The sequence below is a fragment of the Nocardioides sp. REDSEA-S30_B4 genome (genome assembly GCF_001627265.1).
In the GTDB taxonomy this organism is placed as follows: Bacteria; Actinomycetota; Actinomycetes; order Propionibacteriales; family Nocardioidaceae; genus Nocardioides.
In genome coordinates, this window is sequence record NZ_LUPI01000080.1 from 66,259 (window position 1) to 91,282 (window position 25,024).

Below are 25,024 nucleotides of genomic sequence, written 5' to 3' on the forward strand. Positions count from 1 at the left end.
CCCCTCAGTCGGGCATCGACGCGTCCTGTGGAGCAGGCCGCCCACCGGTCAGGCTGTGGACGCCTCGTGGTCCTCGCCGGGCTCCCCGCCGGGTCCCCGGTCGGGCACCGGCCCTCGCGGCGCGACGCACACCGCGATCATCCCCGGCCCCACGTGCGCGCCCAGGACGGCACCGAGCTCGCCGCACGACACGGTGGCGTCGGCCAGCCGCTCACCGAGCCGCTCCTGCAAGTGCTCGGCCAGCGTGGCGGCACGGTCGGGGTTGGCCAGGTGCGCGACGGCGACGTCGAGGTGGACGGCCACCTCGGGGTCGAGCCCTCCGGCCAGCTCCTCGGCCGCGGTCACCGCCAGCTCCTCGAGGCGGGCCAGCGCCCGGGCGGAGGTGCGCACCCGCTCGAGCGGTGCGACCCGACCGTCCTCGATCCGCAGCAGCGGCTTCACGGCCAGGGCGCCTCCGAGCAGCGCGGCGGTGGCACCGATCCGGCCGCCTCGACGGAGGTACTCCAGGGTGTCGACGTAGAACAGCGACGACGACCGCTCCGCGCAGTCGCGGGCGGCGTCGGCCGCCTCCTCCACGGTGGCGCCGTCGGCTGCCGCGCGGGCGGCCGCGAGGGCGGCGTACCCGGTCGCCACCCCGACCTGGCGCGAGTCGACCGGGATCACCGGCACGGGCGCCTCGAGGGCGGCGAGGTGCGCGGACTCGAAGGTGCCGCTCATCTCCGCCGAGAGGTGCACCGACACGATGGCGGTCGCGCCGTCCTCGGCCGCACGGCGGTAGGTCTCGAGCATGACGGCCGGCGAGGGCCGCGAGGTCGAGACCGGCGTCCACTCCTTCAGCGCCGCCGCGACCCGCTCCGGGGTGGCCCCCTCGGCGCCCTCGTCGAGGACCTCGGCGCCGATCACGACCTGCAGCGGCACGACGACGACACCGTGCTCCTCCGCCACCTGCGCAGGCAGGCTGGCGGTGGAGTCGGTGACGACGACGACACGGGTCCCCGGGGAGCTCACCGGGTCAGACCACCACGTTGACCAGCTTCGGCGCACGCACGATCACCTTGCGGACCGGCGCGTCGCCGATCGCGCGCTGCACGTCGGCGTCGGCCAGGGCCAGCGCCTCCAGGTCGGCCTCGGCGATGTCCGGGGCGACCTCCAGGCGGGCCTTGACCTTGCCCTTGACCTGCACCACGGCGGTGACGGTGTCCTCGACCAGCAGCGCCGGGTCGACGACCGGCCAGCCGGCACGCGCGACCGTGGGCTCGTGCCCGAGGCGCTCCCACATCTCCTCGGCGACGTACGGCGCCACCAGCGACAGCAGGACCGCGACCGCCTCGGCGGCCTCGCGGACCGCGGGGTCGGCGCCGCCGGGGCCGGAGTCGATCGCCTTGCGGGTGGCGTTGACCAGCTCCATCACGCGGGCCACCACGACGTTGAAGCGGTAGGACTCCACCAGCTCGGCCGCGTCGTGGACGGTGCGGGCGGTGACCCGGCGCAACGCGACGTCGCCGCCCCCGGCCGGGGTGCCCGGCGCGGAGGTGACGTCACCGGACAGGCGCCAGGCACGCTGCAGGAACTTCAGGGACCCGTCGGGCGACATGTTCGCCCAGTCGATGTCGTCCTCGGGCGGGCCGGCGAAGACCAGCGTCAGGCGCACGGCGTCGACGCCGAAGGCCTCCAGCTGCTCGCCCAGGTTGACGCCGTTGCCCAGGGACTTGCTCATCTTCTTGCCCTGGTTGATGACGAAGCCCTGGTTGAGCTGGGCCAGCCACGGCTCGCGGAAGTCGACCAGGCCCATGTCGTTGAGGACCTTGGTGAAGAACCGGCCGTAGAGCAGGTGCAGCACGGCGTGCTCGACGCCGCCGACGTAGAGGTCGCACGCCATCCAGGCGTTGACCTTCTCGCTGTCGAAGACGCGGTCGGTCTCGTGGGGCGAGCAGTAGCGGAACATGTACCACGACGAGTCCACGAAGGTGTCCATCGTGTCGCCGTCGCGGGTGGCCGGGCCGCCGCAGGTCGGGCAGGTGGTGTTGACCCACTCGGTGGCCGAGGCCAGCGGGGAGGTGCCCTTGGGCTTCAGGTCGGCGCCGCGCAGGTCGGGCAGCTCGACGGGCAGCTGGTCGTCGGGGACCAGCACCTCACCGTGCTCGGGGCAGTGCACGACCGGGATCGGCGCACCCCAGTAGCGCTGGCGGCTCAGCAGCCAGTCGCGCAGCCGGTAGTTGACCGCGCCGGTGCCCGCCTTCATCTCCTCCAGGAACGCGATCGTCGCGCGCTTGGCCGAGTCGACGTCGAGGCCGTTGATGTTCAGGGCGGTGGACTGCCCGGGGGCGGGGCTGTTGATGGCCGGGCCCTCACCGGCGTACGCCTCCCCCTCGAAGCCGGCGGGCGGCTCGGTGGTGCGCACGATCGGCAGCCCCATGGCGGTGGCGAACTCCCAGTCGCGCTGGTCGCCGCCGGGCACGCCCATGACCGCGCCGGTGCCGTAGTCGGCCAGCACGTAGTCGGTGGCCCACACCGGGATCTGCTCGCCGGTGACCGGGTTGGTGGCGGTGACACCCAGGTCGACGCCGGTCTTGGGGCGGTCGGTGGCCAGCCGCTCGATCTCGCTGGCGCGGCGCACCTCCTCGCGGTAGGCCTCGAAGGCCGGACGCTGCGCGTCGGTGACCAGCTCGTCGGCCAGCGCGGCGTCGACGGCGACGACCATGAAGGTGGTGCCGAAGATCGTGTCGGGGCGGGTCGTGTAGACGGTGACCGGCTCCTCACGGCCCTGCACGACGAAGTCGACGTGGGCGCCCTCGGAGCGGCCGATCCAGTTGCGCTGGGCGGTGACGACGCGGTCGGGCCAGGTCTTCTCCAGCTCGTCCAGCCCGTCGAGCAGCTCCTGGGCGTAGTCGGTGATCTTGAAGTACCACTGGGTCAGCTCCTTCTTGGTCACCTCCGCCCCGCACCGCTCGCAGGCACCCTGCACGACCTGCTCGTTGGCCAGCACGGTCTGGTCCTGGGGGCACCAGTTGACCGGGGAGTTCTTGCGGTAGGCCAGGCCGCGCTCGTAGAAGCGGGCGAACAGCCACTGCGTCCAGCGGTAGTACTCCGGGTCGGAGGTGTTGAAGGTGCGCGACCAGTCGAAGGACGCGGCGTACTTCTGGCAGGACTCGATCGACTTGGCGATGTTGGCCTTCGTGTACGTCGCCGGGTGCTCGTCGTTGCGGATCGCGGCGTTCTCCGCGGGCAGCCCGAAGGAGTCGAATCCCATCGGGTTGAGCACCTCGTAGCCGCGCTGCCACCAGTAGCGCGCCACCACGTCGTGCAGCGCGAACACCTCGGCGTGGCCCATGTGCAGGTCGCCGGAGGGGTAGGGGAACATCGTCAGCGCGTACTTCTTCTCCCGCGGGGAGTCGTCGTCGGCGCGGAAGGGCTGCAGCTCGTCCCAGACCGGGCGCCACTTCTCCTCCACGGCCTTCACGTCGTACGTCGTGGCCTCGTCTGCCTGGACCTGCTCGCTCATCGTCTTCTCTCTCACGTCTGGTGGACCTGGCTCATCGGGTTCGGCACCGGCTCGGGGGCACAAAAAAACCCCTCGGGCAGAGGGGTAGCCGCGGCGGCGTGGTGCTGGCCGTCGCGGCTAGGTAAGGAGCAGGTCCTGGCGCACGCCGGGAATGCTACCGCTGGTCACAGCGAGGCGACCACCTCGGCCACCTGCGCGACCTGGCGGACGTCGCTGCCGGTCGGGATCAGCTGCACCTCGTCGGCGCCGGCGTCGGCCATCCGGAGCAGGGTCTCGCGCAGCTGGGGCAGGGTGCCGGCGAAGCCGGTGGTGGGGGCCATGGCGTCGACGAGCTCGGCGGGGATCCAGTTCATGTAGTGCCGCAGGTGGCGGTGCACCTGGGTACGCGCGGACCCGTCGCCGTCGTCGAGGGCGAACCAGAACGACGTCGCCAGGTGCGGCGCCGTCCGGCCCGCCTCCGCCCAGGCGCTGCGGGCGAGCTCGAAGAGGCCCGCGACGGCGGTGGTGTCGAGGTCGAGGGTGACCCCGGCCAGGCCGTCGGCCCAGTGCGCCGCGTGCCTGACGGTGCGCGGGCCCATCGTGCCGACGTGGACCGGGGGTCCTCCCGCCTGCAGGGGCCGCGGACCGACGGGGAGGGTGGCCCCGGTGACGTCCTCCCCCGCCCAGACGCGACGCATGACCGCGACCCGGTCGGCCATCTGCTGCATGGTCTGCGTCGCCGGGTCGGCGCCCGCGGCACGGTAGTCCTCCTCACGACCACCGACGCCCACCCCGACGGTGAGCCGGCCCCGGCTGAGCCGGTCGGCGGTCGCCAGGGCCTTCGCGAGCGTGACGGGGTCGTGCAGCTGGGGCACGAGCACCGTGGTCACCAGCGGCACCCGGGTCGTCCACGCGGCGACCGCCCCGAGGAGGGTCAGCGCGTGCGGGTTGGCGAAGGCCATCCGCTCGCCGAAGCACAGGCTCGAGAACGGCCCCTCGTCGATCGCCCGCGCCCACCGCTCGAGCGTGTCCGGGGCGTCCCAGAGGTCGGGCTCCATCACCGGGAGCGTCATGCCGACCTGGAGTGCGCGCTGCATGGCCCCGGACTCTCGCACACCCCCGGGCCGTCGTTCCTCCGTCTCACCCACGTCGAGCCGGCTCGTCCTTCCGGAAGGATGCGCCGGCTCGGCGTCTCAGGGGACGGTGACCGGGGCGGGGTCGCGGCGCAGGAGGGGACGCAGCGTGAGCAGGCCGAGCAGCGGGAGGACGGCGAGCACGAGGAGCGCGACGCCCATGTCGATGACGTCACCGATGCCGCCGACCACGGCCGAGCCGACCGAGCCGCCGGTGAGGAAGACCAACGTGGCCACGCCCAGGGCGACGCCGCGGACGTCGGCGGGGACCGCCTGACCCACCGCCGCGGAGAGCGCCGGCTGGCCCAGCAGGAAGGCGAAGGTCACCAGCAGCACCGAGGCCGCGATCACCGCGACCCCGAGCGCCCCCGGCCGCAGGGCGACACCGAGCGCGGTGACGAGCAGGGCCGCGGAGGCGGACGTGGCGGAGACGGCCAGGGAGCGTGAGGGACCGATCCGGCTGAGCAGCGGCCCCGTGACCCGGGGGACGACGGCGGCGACGACCGCGCTGGGGATGAGCAGCGCGCCCACCTGCCACGGCTCCCAGCCGTCGGCCACCAGCACCGCGGGGACCGCGATGAGCAGCCCGAACCAGGCGGCGGGCACCGCGGCGGCTGCGACGGCGCTGCGCACCACGGCGGGGTCGGAGACGACGACCAGCGGCAGGAAGCCGTCCGGCCGGCGACGCACCCTGCGCGCGGTCACGGGCGCGCCGAGCACCAGCAGCACCGCCCCGACCAGCGCCACGACTCCCCCGGTCGAGGGCGACTGGACGAGCAGGACCAGGCCGGCGGCCGTCAGGCCGACCAGCACGGCGCCGGGCACGTCGAGGTCGGCCCCGCTGCCGGTCGTGCCGAGCGCCCGCCACAGCAGCGGTACGACCAGCAGCCCCAGCGCGGGCAGCGCCAGCACGGCGCGCCAGCCGAAGGCGTGCTCGACGAGGCCGCCGGCCAGGGGGCCGAGGCTGGCGACGACCGCCGACCAGCCCGCGAGCCGGCCGAGCGCGAGGTCGCGGACGGCACCGTCGTACCTCGCGGAGAGGGCGGCGACGCCGAGCACGGGGACGGCGGCGGCGCCGGCACCCTGCAGGAGGCGCGCGGCCAGGAGCAGGGGGTACGTCGGAGCCAGGGCCGCGGCCACGGCTCCCCCGGCCATCATCGCGACGCCGACCAGGAGTGGCGTCCGCACCCCGACGAGGTCGGAGACCCGGCCGTGCACCGCGGTGGTGACCGCCAGCAGCAGCGCGTAGAGGCTGATGACCCAGGCGGCCTGGCCGACCGAGACGTCGAACTCCGCCGCCACGTCGGACAGCACGATCGCCGCGGAGGCCGAGCCCATCGCGGCCAGGCCGAACAGCAGCCCGAGGACGGTGCTGACGCGGCGGGAGTCGTCGGAGGTCACGACCCTGGTCAACGAGCCCCGGCCGTCGGACATTCCGTCGTCCCGCAAGGTTCATCGGCCGGCCGACAGACCCTGCCGTCGGACGATGGGCCTCCATCGGCCCACGGCAAGGTTCATCGGCCGGCCGATGGACCTCCCGGCTCAGCCGCGGAAGGCGGGCTTCTCCTTCGCCAGGAACGCCCGGACGCCCTCGGCGAAGTCGGGGCCGGTGTAGACCTCGCGGAGCAGGTCGCCGTCGCCCTCGGGCGAGGCCTCGAGTCGGCGCGCACGGTCGAGCAGCTGGCCCTTGGTGGCCCGGATGGTCACGGGGCTGGCGGCGCGCAGGCCGTCGATGACCCGCTCCAGCTCGGCGTCCAGGTCGTCGGTGACGCTCATCAGCGCGCCCACCGCGTGCGCCCGCGAGGCGTCGACCAGGCGCGATGCCAGCAGCATCTCGCGGGTCAGCGACTCCCCGAAGACACTCGCGCAGCGGTAGACGATCGAGCCGGCCAGCGCGTTGCCCAGGGTGCGCGCGATCGGGTAGCCGAAGCGGGAGTGCGGGGTCGCGATGCGCAGGTCGCAGTGGGTGGCGACGGCCAGGCCGCCTCCGACGCAGACGCCGTCGATGGCCGCCACGGTCACCTGCGGGAGCGCGAAGAGGGCCTCCAGCAGCTCGCGGATCCAGTCCTCGTAGGCGACTGCGTCCTGCTCGAGGAAGTCGGAGATCTCGTTGCCCGCGGCGAAGGCGCGTCCGCCGGCGCCCCGCAGCACGAGCACCCGGGTGTCGCGGTCCTCGGCCAGCTCGGCGCACAGCTCGCGCATCTGCGCGTACATGTCGCGGGTGAAGGCGTTGTGGCGGTGCGGCCGGTCGAAGGTCACCTCGACCACGCCGTCACCGCGGTCCACGCGGATGTCCTGCTGCTGCTCGCTGTCGGTCTGCGGCGTCTCGGTCACGGTCAGGAACCGTACGGCGTCGGGCTCCCCGCTCCGCGCCCGTCCTGCGTCGCGAGCCGGCGGGCCGCGACCAGGCCGCCGACCGCGCCGAAGAGGTGCCCCTGCCAGGAGATGCCCGGCTGGCCCGGCAGGACGCCCCAGAGCAGCCCGCCGTAGGCGAGGAAGAGCAGCGCGCCGAGCAGCACCTGCCCCAGCCGTTGGGCGAACCAGCCGCGCAGCACGAGGTAGACCAGCCAGCCGAACACCAGCCCCGACGCGCCCACGTGGACGGTGCCGGGGCTGGCCACGAGCCAGGTGCCCAGCCCCGCGACGAGCCAGATGACCCCGGTGACGGCGAGCCCGCGGCGTACGTCGCCGAGCAGGACGAGGAAGAGCAGCAGCGCCACCAGGGGCGTGTTGGCCTCGAGGTGGCCCCACGAGCCGTGCAGCAGCGGCGCGAGGACGATGCCGAGCAGGCCCTCGGTGCTCCGCGGCCGGATGCCGTCGTCGTCGAGCACGGCGGGCGTCCACTGGTCCCACGCCTCGACGACCCACAGCAGCGCCACGAACCCGGCGGTGATCGCGGCGGCGGTCGGCCAGGTGCGGGGTCGGGTGCTGGACCGGGGCATGCGGTCGAGCGTACGGGGGGTCTCGACGACCCACCGACCGCGGACCGAGCGAGTGCTCGGTCAGGAGGTCCTCGGTCCCCTACGATGCGGGCATGAGCACTCCTGGAGCCTCCGTCCCCGACATGTTCCGCCTCGATGGCAAGGTCGCCATCGTCACCGGCGCCTCGAGCGGCCTGGGCGTCGCCTTCGCCCAGGGCCTGGCCGAGGCCGGCGCCGACGTCGTGCTCGGCGCCCGGCGCGTGGACCGGCTCGCCGAGACCGCCGCCCTCGTCGAGGCCGCGGGTCGCAAGGCGCTGTGCGTGGAGACCGACGTCGCCAAGGTCGAGGACTGCGACCGCATCGTCGCGCTGGCGATGGAGGAGTTCGGCCACGTGGACGTGCTGGTCAACAACGCCGGCGTCGGCACCGCGGTCCCCTCGACCAAGGAGACCCCCGAGCAGTTCACCGGCGTCATCGACGTCAACCTCAACGGCTGCTACTGGATGGCCCAGGCCTGCGGCCGGGTCATGCAGCCCGGCTCGAGCATCGTCAACATCTCCTCGGTGCTCGGCATCACCACCGCCGGTCTCCCCCAGGCCGCGTACGCCGCCTCCAAGGCGGGCCTCAACGGGCTCACCCGCGACCTGGCGCAGCAGTGGACCGGCCGCAAGGGCATCCGCGTCAACTCCATCGCGCCGGGCTTCTTCACCTCCGAGATGACCGACCAGTACCCCCCGGGCTACCTCGAGTCCCAGCAGCAGCGCATCCCCGCCGGCCGCAAGGGCGACCCGCGCGAGCTCGCCGCCGCCGTGGTCTTCCTGGCCTCGGCCGCGGGTGGCTACGTCACCGGTCAGACGATCCCCGTCGACGGTGGGATGACCATCGCCTGACGCCGCCGCACACGGCACTGCGCCCCGGGACCATCGGTCCCGGGGCGCAGTGCGTGGTGGTGCGTGGTGGTACGTGGTGGTGAGCGGTGTGCCGGTCAGCGGCGACGGAAGGCGACGACCACCGACGGGCGCGGGAAGTCGTCGGTGTGCGGCCAGGTGGAGGCCTGGTCCTCGAACGTCGCGCCGTCGATCTCCCCGGGGTGCTGCACGGCGAAGAACAGCGAGCGGTTCCGGTCGGTGATGAGCGGGCCGCACGCCTCGGCGCCGCGCGGCATCGTGACGAACTGCTGCACGTGGCCCCGCTCGGAGCCGACGACCGGCACCCGGAAGATGCCGTCGTTGGAGCCGAGCACGTTGCCGTCGGTGGAGATCCACAGGTTGCCCGCGGAGTCGAAGGCCACGTTGTCGGGGCAGCTGATCGGGCTGACCCGGGCCTTGTCGTAACCGGCGAAGTAGGTCTCCGGCGCCTCGGGGTCTCCGCAGACCAGCATCAGGTCCCACGTGAAGGTGGTCCGGGTGTGGTCCTTGCCGTCGGCGGTCATCTCCAGGACGTAGCCGTTGCGGTTGCCCGAGGCCTCGGTGAGCGGGGCACCGATCGAGGAGCGGACCATCGAGGTGGTGATCGGGTTGGCCTCGTCGGGCTCGAAGCGCGAGCCGCGCTGGGAGTTGTTGGTCAGCGCGGCGTAGACCTTGCCGTTGACCGGGTTCGGCTCGACGTCCTCGGGACGGTCCATCTTGGTCGGCGAGACCTGGTCGGCGGCGAGCCGGGTGAAGATCAGGACGTCGGCCACCGACATGCCGGGCACGAACGACTCGGTGTCGCTGCACAGCGGGATCCACTCGCCCGTGCCGTCGTGCACGCCGTCGGCGGAGCCGTCGCCGGTCAGGCGGGCGACGTACAGCGTGCCCTTGGTGAGCAGCCGCTTGTTCCTGCGGCGCGCCTTCTCCGAGGAGCCCTTGGCGACCTTCTTGGCCGAGACGAACTTGTAGAGGTAGTCGCCGCGCTCGTCGTCGCCCATGTAGGCCACGGCGTGGCCCTTGGACACGATGACGTTGGCGCCCTCGTGCTTGAAGCGGCCGAGCATCGTGTGCTTGACCGGCGCCTCGTCGGGCGCGAACGGGTCGACCTCGACGATCCAGCCGTGCCGGTGCGGCTCGTGGGGCTCGGCGGTGAGGTCGAAGCGCTCCTCGACGGTGTGCCAGTTGCGGCCCGACCCGCCCGCGCCGATGCCGTAGCGGGCGTACTCCTCGGTGTAGCGCGCGTCGAGCTCGCCGGTGGCCTGGAAGTACTGGTTGAAGTTCTCCTCGCCCGACAGCGACGTGCCCCAGGGCGTCATGCCGCCGGCGCAGTTGTTGAACGTGCCGAGCACCCGGGTGCCGGTCGGGTCCTGCGACGTCTTGAGCCGGTCGTCACCCGCCGCCGGTCCGGTGACCTTGAACTCGGTGCGGTGGTGGATGCGCCGGTTGTACTTCGCCTTCTTCAGGTTCGTGACGGGGCGCCACGACCCGGGGACCATGCCGCGACGCAGCTCCACGACCGACATGCCGTGGTTGGCCAGGCCGATCTCGGCGATCTCGGCGTCGGTGTAGGTGTCGGCCGGGAACATGATCTGCTCGTCGGTGTACTCGTGGTTGACCACGAGGAGGGCCCGGTCCTTGCCGTCCTTCCTGTGGTCCCGCAGGACGTGCACGCCCACGTAGTCGCAGTTGTAGCCGAACTGCATCCGCGCGGCTTCGGCGGTCTGCGCGTGGGCGTCGAAGTCCGGGGCGCCGTGGACGACGGGGTCACCCCAGCGCATGACGACCTCGTGGTCGAAGCCGGGCGCGGTGACCACCGCGTCGCGACGGTTCGGACGCACGGGGATGAAGGCGACCTTCGCCAGGTCGTCGGAGACCCGCCGCTCGGCGGTGTCGGCACTGGCGGCGGTGTCGGCGGCGACGGCGGTGCCGGGGACCGCGGTCGCGGACAGGCCCCCGAGGACCAGGGCACCGGACCCGACGGCCGCGCCCTTGAGGACCGCGCGCCGGGCGACGGCCTTGGCGATCTCGTCACGGACGTGACCGGCGTCGGAGGTGTTGGGCTCGGGGTGGTCGCAGGCGTTGCCGCAGCGGTAGAAGCAGGTCATCCGGCTGCGGGAGCCGTGCACGGTCGACCCGGTGGGGGTCAGCGAGAGGAGCGGGCGGCCGTCGGAGAGAGGGGTCTGGGTCATCGGTGACTTCCTGGGCTCGGGGACAGCGCAGCAGGCTGCGCGGGCCACCCGGGGGGTGGGCCGTGCGCAACCTAGGGACGTCCGGCGAGCGCCCTGGCTGCCCCGGGGCGACGGCCGGTCGACGTCTCGGTGAACGCCCGGGGAGGTATCCGCTCAGCGGTCGTCGGGGCGCGCCGGACGGCGCCTCGACGAGGGGGTCGTCCCGGTCCACCGCCGGTGGGCGTGGACGAGCGCCGCGGCCTCGGAGTAGCCCAGGCGGGCGGCCACGTCGGCGACCGGCAGCCCGACCGCCAGCAGCTGGTCCGCCAGGCCGCTGCGCACCTCGTCGACGACCTCGCGGAAGCCGGTCCCCTCCGCGGCCAACCGTCGGCGCAGCGTCCGCTCGGTCACGCCGAGCGCGGACGCGACGGACGCCATAGGCGCACCGTCGGCCAGCCGCTGCGTCACCAGCACCCGCACGTCCGCGGTGGTCGCCGGCAGGTCGCGGCGCTGGTCGGCGATGCCGAGGCAGGCGGCCTCCGCCGCGGCCCGGTCGGCCCCGCGGTCGCGGGCCAGCGGCCGGTCCAGCTCGGCCGCGGGGAAGGACAGGGTGGCCCGGTCGCCCTCGAAGGTCACGACCACGCCGACCCCGCCGGGAACCAGCGACTCCAGCACCGTGGCGACGGCCGTGGTGTCGCGGACGAGCAGCCAGCGTCGTACGTCGGCGGGCAGGGCGGTGGCGTCGAGGTCGGCCACCACCCGGTCCCCCTCGAGGCGTGCGACCGGGATGACGAACGCGAAGCTGAGGTCGATGAAGCGCAGTGCCACGTCGACGGCGTCGCCCACCGTCGTCGAGGACCGCATCGCCCACCCCATGACGCCGAAGGAGTCGGCGGTGTAGCGCCTCCCGACGTCGGCCGCTGCGCCCGGCGCCCGGCGGGCCAGCGACCGGGCCACCGCGAGCTCCTGGGCGGCCGTGACCACCGGGACCCGCTCGATGTCCTCGTGTGCCAGGCCCGTGCCCACCAGCAGCGGGCCGACCGGGAGGCCCGCCCGCTCCGCCCAGCCCAGCAGGTGCCGGACCCCGCTCGCCGAGCGCGGGAAGTCCCAGCCGGTGGCCGCCGGGGCGGGGAGGACGCGCTCGGACATGTCCGGAATTATCAACTCAAATGCCCGCGACGTCTCGCCCCGTCCCACCGGCGGACCTAGCGTCGGACGGGTGACGAGCACCACTCCCTCCTCCAACGCCGGCCGCGACGGCTCCGTGCCCCGCGTGGTCGTCGTGGGCGCCGGCTTCGGCGGCCTCGGCACCGCCCGCGCCCTGCTGCGCCGCGGCATCACCGACGTGACCGTCCTCGAGCGCGCCGACTCCGTCGGCGGTGTCTGGCGCGACAACACCTACCCCAATGCCGCGTGCGACGTGCCCTCGCCGCTGTACTCCTGGTCGTGGGCGCCCAACCCGCGGTGGGGCCGGCGCTACTCGGTGCAGCCGGAGATCCTCGACTACATCGAGCGCACCGCGCGCGAGGAGGGCCTGCTCCCCCTGGTCCGCACGAGCACCAGCGTCACCGCTGCCGAGCGCGTGGACGGGGCCTGGCGGGTGAGCACGACCGTGGGCGGCCAGCCGGGACCGACGTACGACGCCGACGTGCTGGTCCTCGCGACCGGCCAGCTCTCCGAGCCGGTCGTGCCGCGCCTGCCCGGGCTGGAGGACTTCGAGGGTCCTGCCTTCCACTCCGCGCAGTGGCGCCACGACGTGGACCTCACCGGGAAGCGGGTCGCCGTGGTCGGGACCGGGGCGAGCGCGATCCAGCTCGTCCCGGGGATCGTGGACCGTGTCGGGGCGATGACGGTCTTCCAGCGTTCGGCCGCCTACGTCGTACCGAAGCCGGACCGGGTCTACTCCGAGCGGCACCACCGGCTGTTCGAGAAGCGGCCGGCCACCCTCGGCTTCGAGCGACGCTTCGTCTACTGGCTCTCCGAGCGGTTCAACGGCGCCCTCGTCGGGACCTCCCCGGTCACGGGGCCCTTCCTCGCCCTCGCCCGCGAGGTCTGGCGTCTGCACCTGCGTCGCCAGGTCTCCGACCCGGCCCTGCGGCGCAAGCTGGTGCCGGACTACCCCATCGGCTGCAAGCGGCTGCTGTTCAGCAACGAGTGGTACCCCGCGCTGGACCGTCCGCACGTCGACGTCGTGACCTCGCCGGTCGCCTCCGTCGAGGCGCACGGCGTGCGCGACGAGACCGGCCGCCTGCACGAGGCCGACGTCATCATCTGGGGCACCGGCTTCGCCGCGACCGACTTCCTGCGGGGCATCAACGTCGTGAGCGAGGACGGCACCCGACTCGCCGACGTCTGGGCAGACGGGGCCCGCGCCCACCTCGGGCTCACCGTGCCCGGCTTCGCGAACTTCTTCACGATCTACGGCCCCAACACCAACCTCGGCGGCTCGTCGATCGTGGGCATGCTCGAGGCGCAGGCCGACTACGTCGCCCAGGTCGCCGCCGGCATCCGCGACGGCCGGCACCGCGCCGTGGCACCGCGCCAGGAGGTGTGGGACGCCTACGACCGCGAGGTGCAGCAGCGGCTCGGCGGCACCGCGTGGGCCGGCTGCGACAGCTGGTACACCGACGGGCGCCGCATCACCACCAACTGGCCCGGCCTCGTGCAGGAGTACCGCGACCGGCTGGCCACCGTCGACTGGGACGACCTGGAGGAGGTCTCGTGACCGCGCAGCACGACCCGCACCGACCCGCCGAGCCGGCCGACCGGCCCTACCCGCCCGAGCCGTGGGACCTCACCGGCACCGGCGCCATCACCACGTGGCGGGTCCCGGTCGGCTCCCTGCCCGGGCTGCCCAGCGGCGTACGGGCTGCGGAGGTGCGGGACACCGCGCTGGTCACCACCGCCTTCGTCCGCTACGACCACCGCGGGCTGATGGCCTACGACGAGCTGCTCGCCGCCGTCGTCGTGCGTCACGGTCGCGGCCTCGCCCTGTCGATCACCGACATCTGGGTCGACAGCGAGACCTCGGTCGCCGGCGGACGGGGCCTGTGGGGCATCCCCAAGGACCTCGCGACGTTCGGCGAGCACTACGCCGAGACCACCGACGGCCCGATCGCCTCCGCGAGCTTCTCGTCCCGCCGGGCCCCCGCCCTCCGGCTGCCCCTCCCCCTGCGCGGCTCCGTGGTGCAGACCCTGGACGGCCGGACCGTGGCCAGCCCGATCCGGGCCGGCGGCACCGTGCGACCGGCGAAGGCGCGGTGGGACCTCGCCCCCGACGGGCCGCTGGCCTGGCTGCGCGGCGCCCGCCCGGTGTCCAGCCTCCTCGCGCGCGACTTCTCGATGCGCTTCGGCAGCTGAGAGGCCGCCCGTCGCGATCGGACGGGGCACTACCCTCCCAGCGTGACCTCCCTCACCAGACGGGTCCTCGGGCCCGCCGTGCAGGCCCTGTGGGCGTGGCTCGACAGCGTCGGCGAGATCGTCCCGGGCACGCGCAGCGCCGACCGCTTCGGTGCGTTCGGCGAGGGCAGCGCGATCGGGTTCCCGACCGCGACGGTGATGAACCCATCCTCGATCCACATCGGGCGCGACACCCTCATCGGCCGGCAGGTCACGCTCTCGGTGGGGTACGGCGTCGGCGACCCGGGCATGCCCGAGCGCGGCTTGGTCATCGGCGACAATTGCATCATCGGGGCGCGGTGCACCCTGACTGCGCACGAGTCGATCGTGGTCGGCGACGGCGTGTGGTTCGGACAGGACGTCTTCGTCTCCGACGCCGGTCACGGCTACCAGGACCCCGACGTGCCGATCGGCGACCAGTTCGGCAGCCACGACCCGGTCGTCATCGGGCCCGGGTCGTGGATCGGCCACGGCGCGATCCTGCTCCAGGGCACGCGGCTGGGCCGCAACGTCGTGGTGGCCGCCGGCTCGGTGGTGCGGGGCGACGTCCCCGACCACGCGGTCGTGGCCGGGACGCCCGCCCGCGTCGTACGCCGCTACGAGCCGGGCATCGGGTGGGTCGGCCGCACCGGGGACGTCCGCCCCGTCGTCCGGGCCGACTACCTGCAGGACGCGCTGACCGAGCTGCGCGAGCGGGCCTGAGCAGGTCTCAGCAGGTCTGAGCCCTCACTGACCGGGCGATGGGACCAAGGTCCCGACCCGAGGGACCAAGGTCCCGAGTGTGGCGGTCACTCCTCAGGCCGGGTCGGCGTGGGTCGATGCGACTCACGCAGGGGTCCCTACTGCTTGTTCCCTGCATCCACCCAGGAGGTGGGACATGCGCATCCTGACACTCACCGGACTCCCTCGACCGCCGCACTCGGGACAGCGGCTCCGCGTCGATCACAGCAGGCTGATGGGCCTGGACTCCGGGCTCGACCCGGGCGAGCAGGTCGTGCTGCGCGTCCGCGACCGGCACCAGCTCGCCACGGTCATGCACGTCGACTTCGGCCTCGACGAGACCACCTACGACCTGATGGTCGACCGGGCGGTCGAGACCGACGACCTGGCCGCGCTGGGCGCGCACGAGACCGCCCGTCGGACGTGGGAGGTCGAGGACGTCATGGCCACGATGTGCCGCCTCAAGCGCACCGGGATCGGCTGCGAGGAGACCTGCTCCTCGTGCGCCCTCAACCCCGACAGCGCTGCCGGCTCCACGCTGCAGCAGCACCTCAGCGCCCTGGACTGACCTCCTTCCAGTCCCGGACACGCAGAAGGCCGCCCCCGCAGGAGGCGGCCTTCTGTCGCGTGGTCGGGTTGCCCAGAAATGGCCGAAGGCCGCCTCGTGCGAGACGGCCTTCCGGACCTGGTGGAGGTGAGGGGACTCGAACCCCTGACCCTCTGCATGCCATTGCCCACGATGACAGAGCCGCTACCAGCTGCGCCGCGCACCACAGACCCCCGAAATAGCCGAAGGCCGCTTCTCGCGAAGCGGCCTTCCGGACCTGGTGGAGGTGAGGGGACTCGAACCCCTGACCCTCTGCATGCCATGCAGATGCGCTACCAGCTGCGCCACACCCCCAGGTGGTGTGCCGGTCCGGGCTGCAGCCCGTTCCAGCGACCTGCGGAACAGTAGCCGACCGGTGTCGGCAACGCGAAATCGGGGTGCGACCGGTGCGTCGTCACGCCGTGCGGTGGTAGGCCAGCAGCCGCAGGCGCCCGGCCTCGGACTGCTCGAGGAGCTCCACCCAGCCACAGTTGCCGAGCCCGCGCAGCGAGTGGACCTGCTCGGTGGGCCAGCCCAGGAGCCCGACGGTGGCGACGCGGATGGCGGCGCCGTGGGAGACGGCCAGGGCGGTCTCGCCGGGCGCCACGGAGGCGAGCAGCTCGGTCAGCGCGTCGACCATCCGGGCACGGACGGCCTCGGTGGACTCCCCGCCGGGGACGACGTCGAAGTCGCCCTGGTGGAAGCGGGCGAACTCCTCGGGGTGCTGCGCGGCGTACTCCTCGTGGGAGAGCCCCTGGCGCTCGCCGAGGTGGAACTCCCGCAGCCTCGCGTCGTACGACGCAGCCCGATGGCACGCGGCGAGGACCGGCTCCGCGGTCTGGCGGGTGCGCAGCAGGTCCGAGACCCAGACGGCGGCCGGCGCGAGCGCGGCCATGGCCGGCGCGACGGCGGCAGCCTGCTGGTGGCCGACGTCGTCGAGGGGCACGTCGAGCTGGCCCTGGATGCGCCGCGCGTGGTTGTGGGCGGTGCGACCGTGCCGCAGCAGCACCAGGCGACGGCCGTGCGGGTCGTCGTGACCGCTCACGGGCGGGTGACGTCCTCCGGCAGCTCGATGGCCGGGCAGTCGCGCCACAACCGCTCGAGGGCGTAGAACTGCCGCTCCTCCTCGTGCTGGACGTGCACCACGATGTCGCCGTAGTCCAGCAGCACCCAGCGGCCGTCGCGCTGCCCCTCGCGGCGGATCGGCTTGGCTCCGGCCTCGCGCAGGGCGTCCTCGACCGCGTCGACGATCGCGCCGACCTGGCGCTCGTTGGAAGCGGAGATGATGAGGAAGGCGTCGGTGATGGCGAGCTGCTCGGAGACGTCGAAGGCGACGATCTGCTCGCCCTTCTTCTCCCCGCCGGCGCGGGCGGCGGTGACGATGAGCTCGAGGGCGTGGTCGGTGGCGGTCATGCTGCTCCCGTGGGGCCGGTGTCCCCGGCGTCGTGGGCGGGCGGGTAGAGGTCGTGCTTGGTGAGGTACTGCACCACACCGTCCGGGACGAGGTACCACACGGGCTCCCCGCGTTCGCGGCGTCGACGGCAGTCGGTCGAGGAGATCGCCAGGGCCGGGATCTCGACCATGGTGACGCGGTCGGCCGGGATCGAGGCCAGGGTGGCGGGGTCCATCTCGTAGCCGGGACGGGTGCACCCGACGAACTGGGCGAGCTCGAAGAGCTCGTCGGCGTCGCGCCAGGTGAAGATCTCGGCCAGGGCGTCGGCGCCGGTGATGAAGTAGAGCTCGGCGTCGGGCAACGCCGCTCGCAGGTCGCGCAGGGTGTCGACGGTGTAGGTGCGACCGGGGCGGTCGATGTCGACCCTGCTGACGGTGAAGCGGGGGTTGGACGCGGTCGCGATCACCGTCATGAGGTAGCGGTGCTCGGCCCCGGTGACGTCGCGGTCGGCCTTCTGCCAGGGGTCGCCGGTGGGCACGAAGACGACCTCGTCGAGGTCGAACCAGTGCTGGACCTCGGAGGCCGCGACGAGGTGGCCGTGGTGGATGGGGTCGAACGTGCCGCCCATGACGCCGACGCGGCGTCGGGTGCCCTGCTCCCCCATCGGGTCGAGCCGGCTCGGCTCAGCTGTGCTCGCGACCGCCGCCGAAGGCGAGGAGCGCGAACAGCAGGCCCATGAGGATGCCCAGCGTGATGACACCGATGCCCCACGAGAGGGCGTGGTCGACGTCGGCGGCCTCGGCGGCCTCGGAGGCGAGGATGATCAGCGACTGCATGGCGCGATCCTAGCGGTCCCCCGCGGGCGTGCCGGCAGCGGCTCAGCGCACGTGGCCGTCGCCGGTGACGACGTACTTGGTCGAGGTCATCTCCGGCAGGCCCATCGGGCCCCGGGCGTGCAGCTTCTGGGTGCTGATCCCGATCTCGGCACCGAAGCCGAACTCGCCGCCGTCGGTGAAGCGGGTGCTGGCGTTGACCAGGACCGCCGCCGCGTCGACGGCCGCGACCCAACGCCGCGCGGCGCGCTGGTCCTCGGTCACGATCGCCTCGCTGTGCTGGCTGGAGTGCCGGCGCACGTGGGCGAGCGCCTCGTCGAGATCGGGCACGACGCGGGCGGCGAGGTCGAGGGAGAGGTACTCGGTGTCCCAGTCCTCCTCGGTGACCGGCACCACGCCGTCGTACGCCGCGAACGACTCGTCGCCGTGGATGGTCACCCCGGCGCCCTGCAGGGCCTCCACGACACGCGGCAGGAACGCCTCGGCGACGTCGGCGTGCACGAGCAGCGACTCGGCCGCGTTGCAGACGCTCGGCCGGTGCGTCTTGGCGTTGACCACGATCGCCAGCGCCTTGTCGAGGTCGGCGGCCGCGTCGACGTAGACGTGGCAGTTGCCCACGCCGGTCTCGATCACCGGCACCGTCGACTCCTCCACGACGGCGCGGATCAGGCCCGCACCGCCGCGCGGGATGAGCACGTCGACGTGCCCGCGCGCCCGCATCAGCGCCTTGACGGTGTCGTGGGAGTCGGCTGGCACCAGCTGGGCCACGTCGGCGTCGAGGCCGGTCGAGGCGGCGGCCTCACGCAGGACCGCGACGATGGCCGCGTTGCTGGCGGCGGCGCTGGAGGACCCGCGCAGCAGGACGGCGTTGCCGGACTTCAGGCAGATGCCGGCCGCGTCGGCGGTGACGTTGGGACGAGCCTCGTAGATCATGCCGACCACGCCGAAGGGCACCCGCACCTGGCGCAGCTCCAGCCCGTTGGCCAGCGTGCTGCCGCGGACCACCTCGCCCACCGGGTCGGGCAGCGCGGCGACGTCACGCAGCCCCTGCGCCATCCCCTCGAGCCGCTCGGGAGTCAGCCGGAGCCGGTCGACGATGCCCGCCGGCGTACCGCCTGACTCGGCGCGGGCGACGTCCTCGGCGTTGGCGGCCAGCACCGGCTCGGCGCGCTCGAGGAGCGCCTCGGCCATCGCCAGCAGTGCCGCGTCCTTCTGCGCCCTGGTCGCCAGGCCCAACCCCAGCGAGGCCTCCCGGGCCCGCTGCGCCAGCTCGATCACGTCCTGCTGGGTCGTCATGGGCCCGAGCCTAGGGCGCGTGGGACGTCATGCGGACGGGACGTCCATCCCTGCGGGACGCGTGACGTCCTAAGAGAGCACTCAGCGGTGCGCCCTCAACCGATCCGGATGCTCCGGAGGTTGATGACGCACCGCTGGTGTCACGGGCTTCGACTCAGGTCTCGACACGCGGGTCACGGCTTCGCAAGCTCAGCCGTGCCGCTCGCTCGACCACCATCATCGGGTCGGCTTCGCCGCCCCGATCAGCCCTTGCGCTTCTCGATCTGCTCGGTGGCGGCGGGCAGCACCGAGTGCAGGTCGCCGACGACGCCGAAGTCGACGAGTTCGAAGATCGGCGCCTCCTCGTCCTTGTTGACCGCGACGATGGTCTTCGAGGTCTGCATGCCGGCACGGTGCTGGATCGCACCGGAGATGCCGTTGGCGACGTAGAGCTGCGGCGAGACCACCTTGCCCGTCTGGCCGACCTGGAAGGAGTGCGGCTTCCAGCCGGAGTCGACGGCGGCGCGCGAGGCGCCCACGGCGGCACCGAGCGCGTCGGCCAGGCCCTCGATCGGGTCGAAGTTGCCGCCGGTGCCACGACCGCCGGAGACGACGATGGCGGCCTCGGTCAGCTCGGGGCGACCGGTGGACTTGCGCGGCTGGGCAGCCACGATCTGGGCCTTCTTGGCCGAGTCGGAGATGGTCGCGGTGAACGCCTCGACCTCACCGGCTCCGGCGGTCTCCTCCGGGGCGGCGGAGTTGGGCTTGACCGTGATGATCGGGGTGCCCTTGGTGACCTTGGACTTCACGGTGTAGTTGCCGGCGAAGACCGACTGCGTGGTCACGCCGCCGTCCTCGATGTCCACGGCGTCGGTGATGATCCCCGAGCCGGTCTTGATCGCCAGGCGACCGGCGATCTCCTTGCCCTCGTAGCCGGAGACCAGCAGCACGGCGGCAGGGGAGGTCTTCTCCACCAGCTGCTGCAGCGCCTCGGCCTTCGGGGCCACCAGGTAGCCCTTGATCTCGGCGTCGTCGACGACGTAGATCTTCTCGGCACCGAAGGCCTTGAGCTTGTCGGTCACCGCGGAGTCGTTGCCACCGAAGTAGACCGCGGAGGGGGTGCCGAGCTTCTTGGCCAGGGCCAGGAGCTCGAGCGTGGGCTTGCGGACAGCGCCGTCGACCGCGTCGACGACGACCAGGACCTCAGACATGTGTGTGTTCCTCTCCTATCCGAGCCCGGCTCAGATGAACTTCTTCGACGCGAGGAACTCGGTCAGCGCGGTGGCGCCGGAGCCGTCCTCGTCGGTCACGATCTCGCCGGCGGTGCGCGGCGGGCGGGCAGCGGTCTCCTCGACGGCGCTCCACGAGGCGTTCAGGCCCACGAGCTCGGCGTCGACGCCGAGGTCGGAGAGGCTCCAGGTCTCCAGCGGCTTCTTCTTCGCCGCCATGATGCCCTTGAACGACGGGTAGCGCGCCTCACCGGTCTGGTCGGTGACCGACATGACCAGCGGCATGGTGGCGCCGATGACCTCGGTGGCGGTGTCGCCATCACGCTTGATGCGGACCTGGTCGCCCTGGGTCTCGATGACCGAGGCGAAGGTGACCTGCGGGAGGTCGAGGCGCTCGGCGAGCATCGCCGGGACGACCGAGCCGGAGGCGTCGGTCGAGGCCATGCCGCACATCACGAGATCGGGCACGCCGATCTTCTTGATGGCCTCCGCCAGCACCAGCGAGGTGCCGAGGTAGTCGGAGCCGGCGATGGCCTCGTCGGAGACCAGGATGCCCTTGTCGGCACCCATCTGCAGGGCCTTGCGGACGGCGTCGACGGCCTTCTCCGGGCCGATGCAGAGCGCGGTGACCTCGGTGTCGTCACCGGCCTTCTCCTTCAGCTGGAGCGCCTGCTCGACGGCGTACTCGTCGAGCTCCGACAGCAGCCCGTCGACGCCCACGCGGTCGACGGTGTTGTCCGACTCGAACTGCCGGTCGGCAGTGGCGTCGGGCACGTACTTCACACAGACAACAATGTTCATGGTGGTGACGGCCCCTCAGGGCCCCTCCTGTGCACTCGGGATCGATCGCGAGGCTACCCTCGCGTCAACGTGGATGTAACACGCGTTTACGGTTGCTTTTCTCACACGGCCGGCTCAGGCGCCGGGGCGGACCACCCGCTCGAGAAGTCGCCCGAGCACGAGGTAGACCACCGCCCCCAGGCCCCAGTTGACCAGGGCGTTCTTGGTCTCCGCGGACTCCCCGGTGAACTCGCGGATGCCGTTCTCCCGGGAGAAGACCCCCAGGTCGACGGTGTCGGCGGCGGACAGCACGAAGCTGACCAGGCCGTTGTCCTCGTTGGCGTCGATGGCCACGAGCAGGGCGCCGACCGCCAGGACGAGCGCAGCCAGGACGCACACGGTCCACAGCAGCTGCGCGACGCGCGTGCGCCACGAGCGGCCCGAGAGCCTGTCCTTGATGCCCATGCGCGTCCTCACCTGCTCGCGAAGGTGGCCTTGCCCGGCCCGTTCTCGAGGAAGGATGTCATGCCGGTGGTGCGGTCCTCGGTGGCGAACACGGAGGCGAACTGCATCCGCTCGATCTCCAGACCGGTCTCCAGGTCGGTGCCCAGCCCCCGGTCGATGCACTCCTTGGCCGCCCGCAGCGCCAGCCCGGCCGCCGTGCGGAACTGCCCGGCCCAGGCCAGCGCCTCGCGGTAGACGTCCTCGTCGGGGACGACCCGGTCGACCAGGCCGATGGCCAGCGCCTCGTCGGCCTTGACGAACCGTCCGCTGAAGATGAGGTCCTTCGCCTTCGACGGGCCTACCAGCCGGGCCAGCCGCTGGGTGCCGCCGGCGCCCGGGATGATGCCGAGCAGGGTCTCGGGCTGCCCCATGACCGTCCGCTCCCCCGCGATCCGCAGGTCGGCGGCCAGTGCCAGCTCGCAGCCGCCGCCGAGTGCGTAGCCGTTGACCGCCGCCACGACCGGCTTGGGGATGCGGGCGATCGCCGTCACCGCGGACTGCAGCGGGCCGGAGCGGGCGACCATGTCCTGGTAGGACATGTCGGCCATCTCCTTGACGTCGTTGCCCGCCGCGAAGACCCGCTCTCCGCCGTACAGCACGACGGCGCGGACGTCGTCGCGCTCGGTCGCCTCGGCGGCGGCGGCGCGCAGCTCCTCCTGGACCGCGATGCTGATCGCGTTCATCTTCGGACGGTCGAGCCGGATCGTCCCGACACCGTCGGCGACCTCCAGCCGGACGAACTCACCCATCGACTTCTCCCTCTCCTCGACCAGCCCCGGCACCGCCGGGCGGCGACGGGATGTGGCGACGGCTACGTCTGCGCCGAGCATCGTGCCACCCCTGACACAATCCTCCGCATGGTGCCGGTGACGTGGACGCATCTCGGGCAGACCGCCAGGGTCTGGCCCGGGCGCAACTGGCCGCTCGGCGCGACGTGGACGCCGGAGCGGACCAACTTCGCCGTCTACGCGCCGGCCGCCACCGAGGTGACGCTGTGCCTGTTCACCGACGCCCCCGACGGCGGCGAGGAGGAGCACCGCTTCGTCCTCACCGAGCAGAGCCTCGGCATCTGGCACGGCGCCCTGCCCGACGTCGAGCCCGGCACCCGCTACGGCTACCGCGTCGACGGCCCCTGGGATCCCTCCTCCGGCCACCGCTTCAACCCGTACAAGCTGCTCCTGGACCCCTATGCGATGGCGGTCAGCGGCGAGTACACCCCCGAGCCGGCCACCTTCGGCTACGTCTTCGGCAGCCCCGAGGAGCAGTCCACCGAGGACTCCGCCCCCTTCGTGCCGCGCAGCGTCGTGGTCGACCCGGCGTCCGGGGACTTCGACTGGGAGGGCGACCAGCCGATGCGACGCCGCTGGCGCGACACGGTCGTCTACGAGTGCCACGTCAAGGGCATGACCCAGCTGCACGACCGCGTCCCCGAGCACCTGCGCGGCACGTACGCCGGCCTCGGCTCCCCCGCGGTCACCGACTACCTGCGTGACCTCGGTGTCACCGCGGTCGAGCTGCTCCCGGTCCACCAGTTCGTCTCCGAGCCGGGCCTCACCCAGCGCGGCACCAGCAACTACTGGGGCTACAACTCCATCGGCTACTTCGCCCCGCACGCGGCGTACTCCTCCTCCGGCGACCGCGGCCAGCAGGTCCGTGAGTTCAAGGAGATGGTCAAGGCGCTGCACCGCGCCGGACTCGAGGTGATCCTCGACGTGGTCTACAACCACACCGCGGAGGCCGGCCCGCTGGGCCCGACGCTCTCCTTCCGCGGGCTCGACGACCGCGGCTTCTACAAGCGCGTCATCCCCGAGCCCGACCCCAAGACCGGCGCAGTGGAGTTCGACGACGCCTACTGGGACGTCACCGGCTGCGGCAACACCGTCGACTCCAACCACCCGCTGGCGCTGCGGCTCATCCTCGACTCGCTGCGCTACTGGGTCACCGAGATGCACGTCGACGGGTTCCGCTTCGACCTGATGTCGGCGCTGACCCGCACCGGCTACGACATCGACATGAACTCCGACCTGCTGGTCGCCATCGGCCAGGACCCCATCCTGCGGCACGTGAAGCTCATCGCCGAGCCGTGGGACGCCTCGATGGACGGCTACCTCGTCGGAGGCATGCCGCCGCCGTGGGTGGAGTGGAACGACCAGTACCGCGACGAGATCCGCGACTTCTGGCGCAACCACACCTCGGGGCCCCGCACCGTCGCCACCCGCCTCGCAGGCTCCTCGGACCTCTACGCCGACGACGGGCGCTCGGCCTACAACTCCATCAACTTCGTCACCGCGCACGACGGCTTCACCCTGCGCGATCTGGTGACCTACGAGCACAAGCACAACGAGGCCAACGGCGAGGACAACCGCGACGGCACCGACAACAACCGCTCGTGGAACCACGGGGTGGAGGGCGAGACCGACGACCCGGCCCTCGTCGCCGTACGCCGTCGTCAGGCGGCCAACATGATGGCGACCCTGTGCCTGTCCAACGGCGTGCCGATGATCACCGCGGGCGACGAGCGCGGGCGTACCCAGCGCGGCAACAACAACGCCTACTGCCAGGACAACGAGACCTCCTGGGTCGACTGGTCCGCCGAGGACGCCTGGCTCGACGTCTACGAGGTCACGAAGACCGCGCTGCGACTGCGCCGCGACCACCCGGCGCTGCGCCAGCGGCACTGGTTCGAGGGGCGCCCCACGATCAAGGGCGGTCCGAAGGACCTGGCCTGGCTGCACCCCTCGGGGCGCGAGATGCGCGAGGAGGACTGGTACGACCACGACCTGCGCACGATCGGCATGTTCGTGTCCGGCGCGCCCTTGCGAGCCCCCGGCCCGCGCGGCGAGCAACAGGTCGACCGCTCGTTCATGCTGTGGTTCAACAGTGGCTGGCTGCCCCAGAGCGTGCACCTGCCGGAGAACGACTGGGTGCAGCGCGGTGAGGTCGTGCTGTCGACCGACGTCAAGCTCGACGAGGGCGCCCGGGTCGAGGCCGGGGACCGGATCTCGATCGGGCGCCGCTCGGTCGTGGTGCTGCGCGAGCTCGTCGACTAGCCCGTCGGCAGGGCCACCACACCGAGCTCGGCGTCGGAGGCGAGCAGCTCGTGCCGCGGCACGACCCTGACGGTGTAGCCGAAGGGGCCGGCCGCGTCGAGGGCGATGTCGCCGTCGAAGCGGTGCCGCCCGCCCTCGTAGCTCTCGGCCAGGGTGAGCAGGGAGGTCCGGGCGTCGAGGAGCTCGTCCTCGGCGGTGGCGCGGCCGTGGACCAGCTGCACCTCGACGTCCTCGGGTGACAGCGAGCCGAGCGCGACGAAGGCGCGGGTCGACATCAGCGCGCCGACCTCCGGTGAGTCACCCACCCCGCTGGACTCGACGTGCTCGACACGGACGCCGGGCCAGGCCTCGAGCACCCGCTTCTTCCACGCGGCCAGGTCGACCGCGCCCGCGTAGTCGCTGTTGAGCGCGCGGGCGGTCGCGGCGGCGGGTGCGTAGAGCTGGCGGACGTAGTCGCGCACCATCCGGGTCGCGAGCACCTTGGGGCCCAGCGACTTCAGCGTGTGGCGGACCATCTCCAGCCAGCGGGTCGGGACCCCGGAGGCGTCGACGTCGTAGAACCGCGGGGCGACCTCGTTCTCGATGAGGTCGTAGAGCGCGGCGGCCTCGAGGTCGTCACGTCGATCGACGTCCTCCACCCC

23 protein-coding genes, 2 tRNA genes and 1 pseudogene are annotated in these 25,024 nt (G+C 72.6%); 6 read left to right on the top strand and 20 right to left on the bottom strand.

The window, feature by feature from the left end; translation table 11 throughout:
* Positions 1–48: 48 nt before the first annotated feature.
* From A6R01_RS14975 to A6R01_RS15000, 6 genes are all read right to left on the bottom strand, one after another.
* The gene (locus tag A6R01_RS14975) at positions 49–1,008 is read right to left on the bottom strand and encodes a DegV family protein (RefSeq protein WP_292607444.1); all 960 of its coding nucleotides are present in this window, start codon (positions 1,006–1,008) and stop codon (positions 49–51) included.
* 4 nt (positions 1,009–1,012) lie between these two features.
* Positions 1,013–3,502 (bottom strand): leucine--tRNA ligase, encoded by a 2,490-nt coding sequence (leuS, locus tag A6R01_RS14980; protein WP_292607448.1) that lies wholly within the window; start codon positions 3,500–3,502, stop codon positions 1,013–1,015.
* A gap of 164 nt (positions 3,503–3,666) precedes the next feature.
* Complete coding sequence (locus A6R01_RS14985; RefSeq protein ID WP_292607450.1) at positions 3,667–4,578, bottom strand: LLM class flavin-dependent oxidoreductase; 912 nt, start codon at positions 4,576–4,578, stop codon at positions 3,667–3,669.
* Positions 4,579–4,674: 96 nt separating this feature from the next.
* Complete coding sequence (locus A6R01_RS14990; protein WP_292607452.1) at positions 4,675–6,015, bottom strand: MFS transporter; 1,341 nt, start codon at positions 6,013–6,015, stop codon at positions 4,675–4,677.
* 141 nt (positions 6,016–6,156) lie between these two features.
* A complete protein-coding gene (locus A6R01_RS14995; protein ID WP_292607455.1) occupies positions 6,157–6,948 on the bottom strand; it encodes an enoyl-CoA hydratase-related protein in 792 nt (263 codons plus the stop codon).
* 2 nt (positions 6,949–6,950) lie between these two features.
* Positions 6,951–7,556, bottom strand: a complete 606-nt coding sequence (locus A6R01_RS15000; RefSeq protein WP_292607457.1) for a rhomboid family intramembrane serine protease — start codon at positions 7,554–7,556, stop codon at positions 6,951–6,953.
* A gap of 92 nt (positions 7,557–7,648) precedes the next feature.
* Here A6R01_RS15000 and A6R01_RS15005 point away from each other — a divergent pair, with 92 nt between their 5' ends.
* Entirely contained in the window at positions 7,649–8,425 is a 777-nt protein-coding gene (locus A6R01_RS15005; protein ID WP_292607460.1) for a 3-oxoacyl-ACP reductase family protein, read from the top strand.
* 95 nt (positions 8,426–8,520) lie between these two features.
* Here A6R01_RS15005 and A6R01_RS15010 read toward each other — a convergent pair whose 3' ends face one another.
* Both A6R01_RS15010 and A6R01_RS15015 read right to left on the bottom strand, forming a co-directional pair.
* Positions 8,521–10,635, bottom strand: coding sequence for a PhoX family phosphatase (locus A6R01_RS15010; protein WP_292607463.1), 2,115 nt, complete (start codon positions 10,633–10,635; stop codon positions 8,521–8,523).
* A gap of 153 nt (positions 10,636–10,788) precedes the next feature.
* Complete coding sequence (locus A6R01_RS15015) at positions 10,789–11,763, bottom strand: AraC family transcriptional regulator (protein WP_292607466.1); 975 nt, start codon at positions 11,761–11,763, stop codon at positions 10,789–10,791.
* A gap of 70 nt (positions 11,764–11,833) precedes the next feature.
* Here A6R01_RS15015 and A6R01_RS15020 point away from each other — a divergent pair, with 70 nt between their 5' ends.
* The 4 genes from A6R01_RS15020 (at position 11,834) to A6R01_RS15035 (ending at position 15,301) form a co-directional block, all read left to right on the top strand.
* The gene (locus A6R01_RS15020) at positions 11,834–13,339 is read left to right on the top strand and encodes an NAD(P)/FAD-dependent oxidoreductase (protein WP_292607469.1); all 1,506 of its coding nucleotides are present in this window, start codon (positions 11,834–11,836) and stop codon (positions 13,337–13,339) included.
* Positions 13,336–13,974, top strand: a complete 639-nt coding sequence (locus A6R01_RS15025; protein WP_292607472.1) for an acetoacetate decarboxylase family protein — start codon at positions 13,336–13,338, stop codon at positions 13,972–13,974. The genes A6R01_RS15020 and A6R01_RS15025 overlap by 4 nt, the downstream gene beginning before the upstream one ends.
* Before the next feature lie 42 nt (positions 13,975–14,016).
* Positions 14,017–14,715: an acyltransferase gene (locus A6R01_RS15030; protein WP_292607475.1), complete on the top strand. Its 699-nt coding sequence runs from the start codon at positions 14,017–14,019 to the stop codon at positions 14,713–14,715.
* A gap of 175 nt (positions 14,716–14,890) precedes the next feature.
* Positions 14,891–15,301 carry a hypothetical protein gene (locus A6R01_RS15035; RefSeq protein ID WP_292607477.1) on the top strand — a complete coding sequence of 137 codons (411 nt, stop codon included), beginning with the start codon at positions 14,891–14,893 and terminating at the stop codon, positions 15,299–15,301.
* A 118-nt stretch (positions 15,302–15,419) separates the two neighbouring features.
* Here the strand turns inward: A6R01_RS15035 and A6R01_RS15040 are convergent.
* The 11 genes from A6R01_RS15040 to A6R01_RS15090 form a co-directional block, all read right to left on the bottom strand.
* A tRNA-OTHER gene (locus A6R01_RS15040) sits at positions 15,420–15,515 on the bottom strand.
* A 43-nt stretch (positions 15,516–15,558) separates the two neighbouring features.
* A tRNA-Ala gene (locus tag A6R01_RS15045) sits at positions 15,559–15,634 on the bottom strand.
* A 100-nt stretch (positions 15,635–15,734) separates the two neighbouring features.
* A complete protein-coding gene (locus A6R01_RS15050) occupies positions 15,735–16,364 on the bottom strand; it encodes a histidine phosphatase family protein (RefSeq protein ID WP_292607479.1) in 630 nt (209 codons plus the stop codon).
* Positions 16,361–16,732, bottom strand: a complete 372-nt coding sequence (gene rsfS, locus A6R01_RS15055; protein WP_292607482.1) for a ribosome silencing factor — start codon at positions 16,730–16,732, stop codon at positions 16,361–16,363. The genes A6R01_RS15050 and rsfS overlap by 4 nt, the downstream gene beginning before the upstream one ends.
* Entirely contained in the window at positions 16,729–17,376 is a 648-nt protein-coding gene (gene nadD / locus A6R01_RS15060; RefSeq protein WP_292607485.1) for a nicotinate-nucleotide adenylyltransferase, read from the bottom strand. Before nadD ends, rsfS begins: the two co-directional genes overlap by 4 nt.
* Positions 17,377–17,395: 19 nt before the next feature.
* Positions 17,396–17,548: a hypothetical protein gene (locus A6R01_RS15065; RefSeq protein ID WP_292607488.1), complete on the bottom strand. Its 153-nt coding sequence runs from the start codon at positions 17,546–17,548 to the stop codon at positions 17,396–17,398.
* Between the two features lie 42 nt (positions 17,549–17,590).
* A complete protein-coding gene (locus tag A6R01_RS15070) occupies positions 17,591–18,841 on the bottom strand; it encodes a glutamate-5-semialdehyde dehydrogenase (protein WP_292607490.1) in 1,251 nt (416 codons plus the stop codon).
* Between the two features lie 242 nt (positions 18,842–19,083).
* Entirely contained in the window at positions 19,084–20,031 is a 948-nt protein-coding gene (locus tag A6R01_RS15075) for an electron transfer flavoprotein subunit alpha/FixB family protein (RefSeq protein ID WP_292607492.1), read from the bottom strand.
* Positions 20,032–20,061: 30 nt separating this feature from the next.
* Positions 20,062–20,850, bottom strand: coding sequence for an electron transfer flavoprotein subunit beta/FixA family protein (locus tag A6R01_RS15080; RefSeq protein ID WP_179530607.1), 789 nt, complete (start codon positions 20,848–20,850; stop codon positions 20,062–20,064).
* A gap of 114 nt (positions 20,851–20,964) precedes the next feature.
* Positions 20,965–21,306 (bottom strand): hypothetical protein, encoded by a 342-nt coding sequence (locus tag A6R01_RS15085; protein ID WP_292607497.1) that lies wholly within the window; start codon positions 21,304–21,306, stop codon positions 20,965–20,967.
* A complete protein-coding gene (locus A6R01_RS15090) occupies positions 21,303–22,082 on the bottom strand; it encodes an enoyl-CoA hydratase-related protein (RefSeq protein ID WP_292607509.1) in 780 nt (259 codons plus the stop codon). Before A6R01_RS15090 ends, A6R01_RS15085 begins: the two co-directional genes overlap by 4 nt.
* A 108-nt stretch (positions 22,083–22,190) precedes the next feature.
* Between A6R01_RS15090 and glgX the strand changes: the two genes are divergently transcribed.
* Positions 22,191–24,383, top strand: coding sequence for a glycogen debranching protein GlgX (glgX, locus tag A6R01_RS15095; protein WP_292607500.1), 2,193 nt, complete (start codon positions 22,191–22,193; stop codon positions 24,381–24,383).
* On the opposite strand, the pseudogene A6R01_RS15100 reads toward glgX, so the two are convergent.
* Positions 24,380–25,024: pseudogene (locus A6R01_RS15100) on the bottom strand (DUF3417 domain-containing protein); the annotation flags it as partial. The gene glgX and the pseudogene A6R01_RS15100 sit on opposite strands and share 4 nt — an antisense overlap.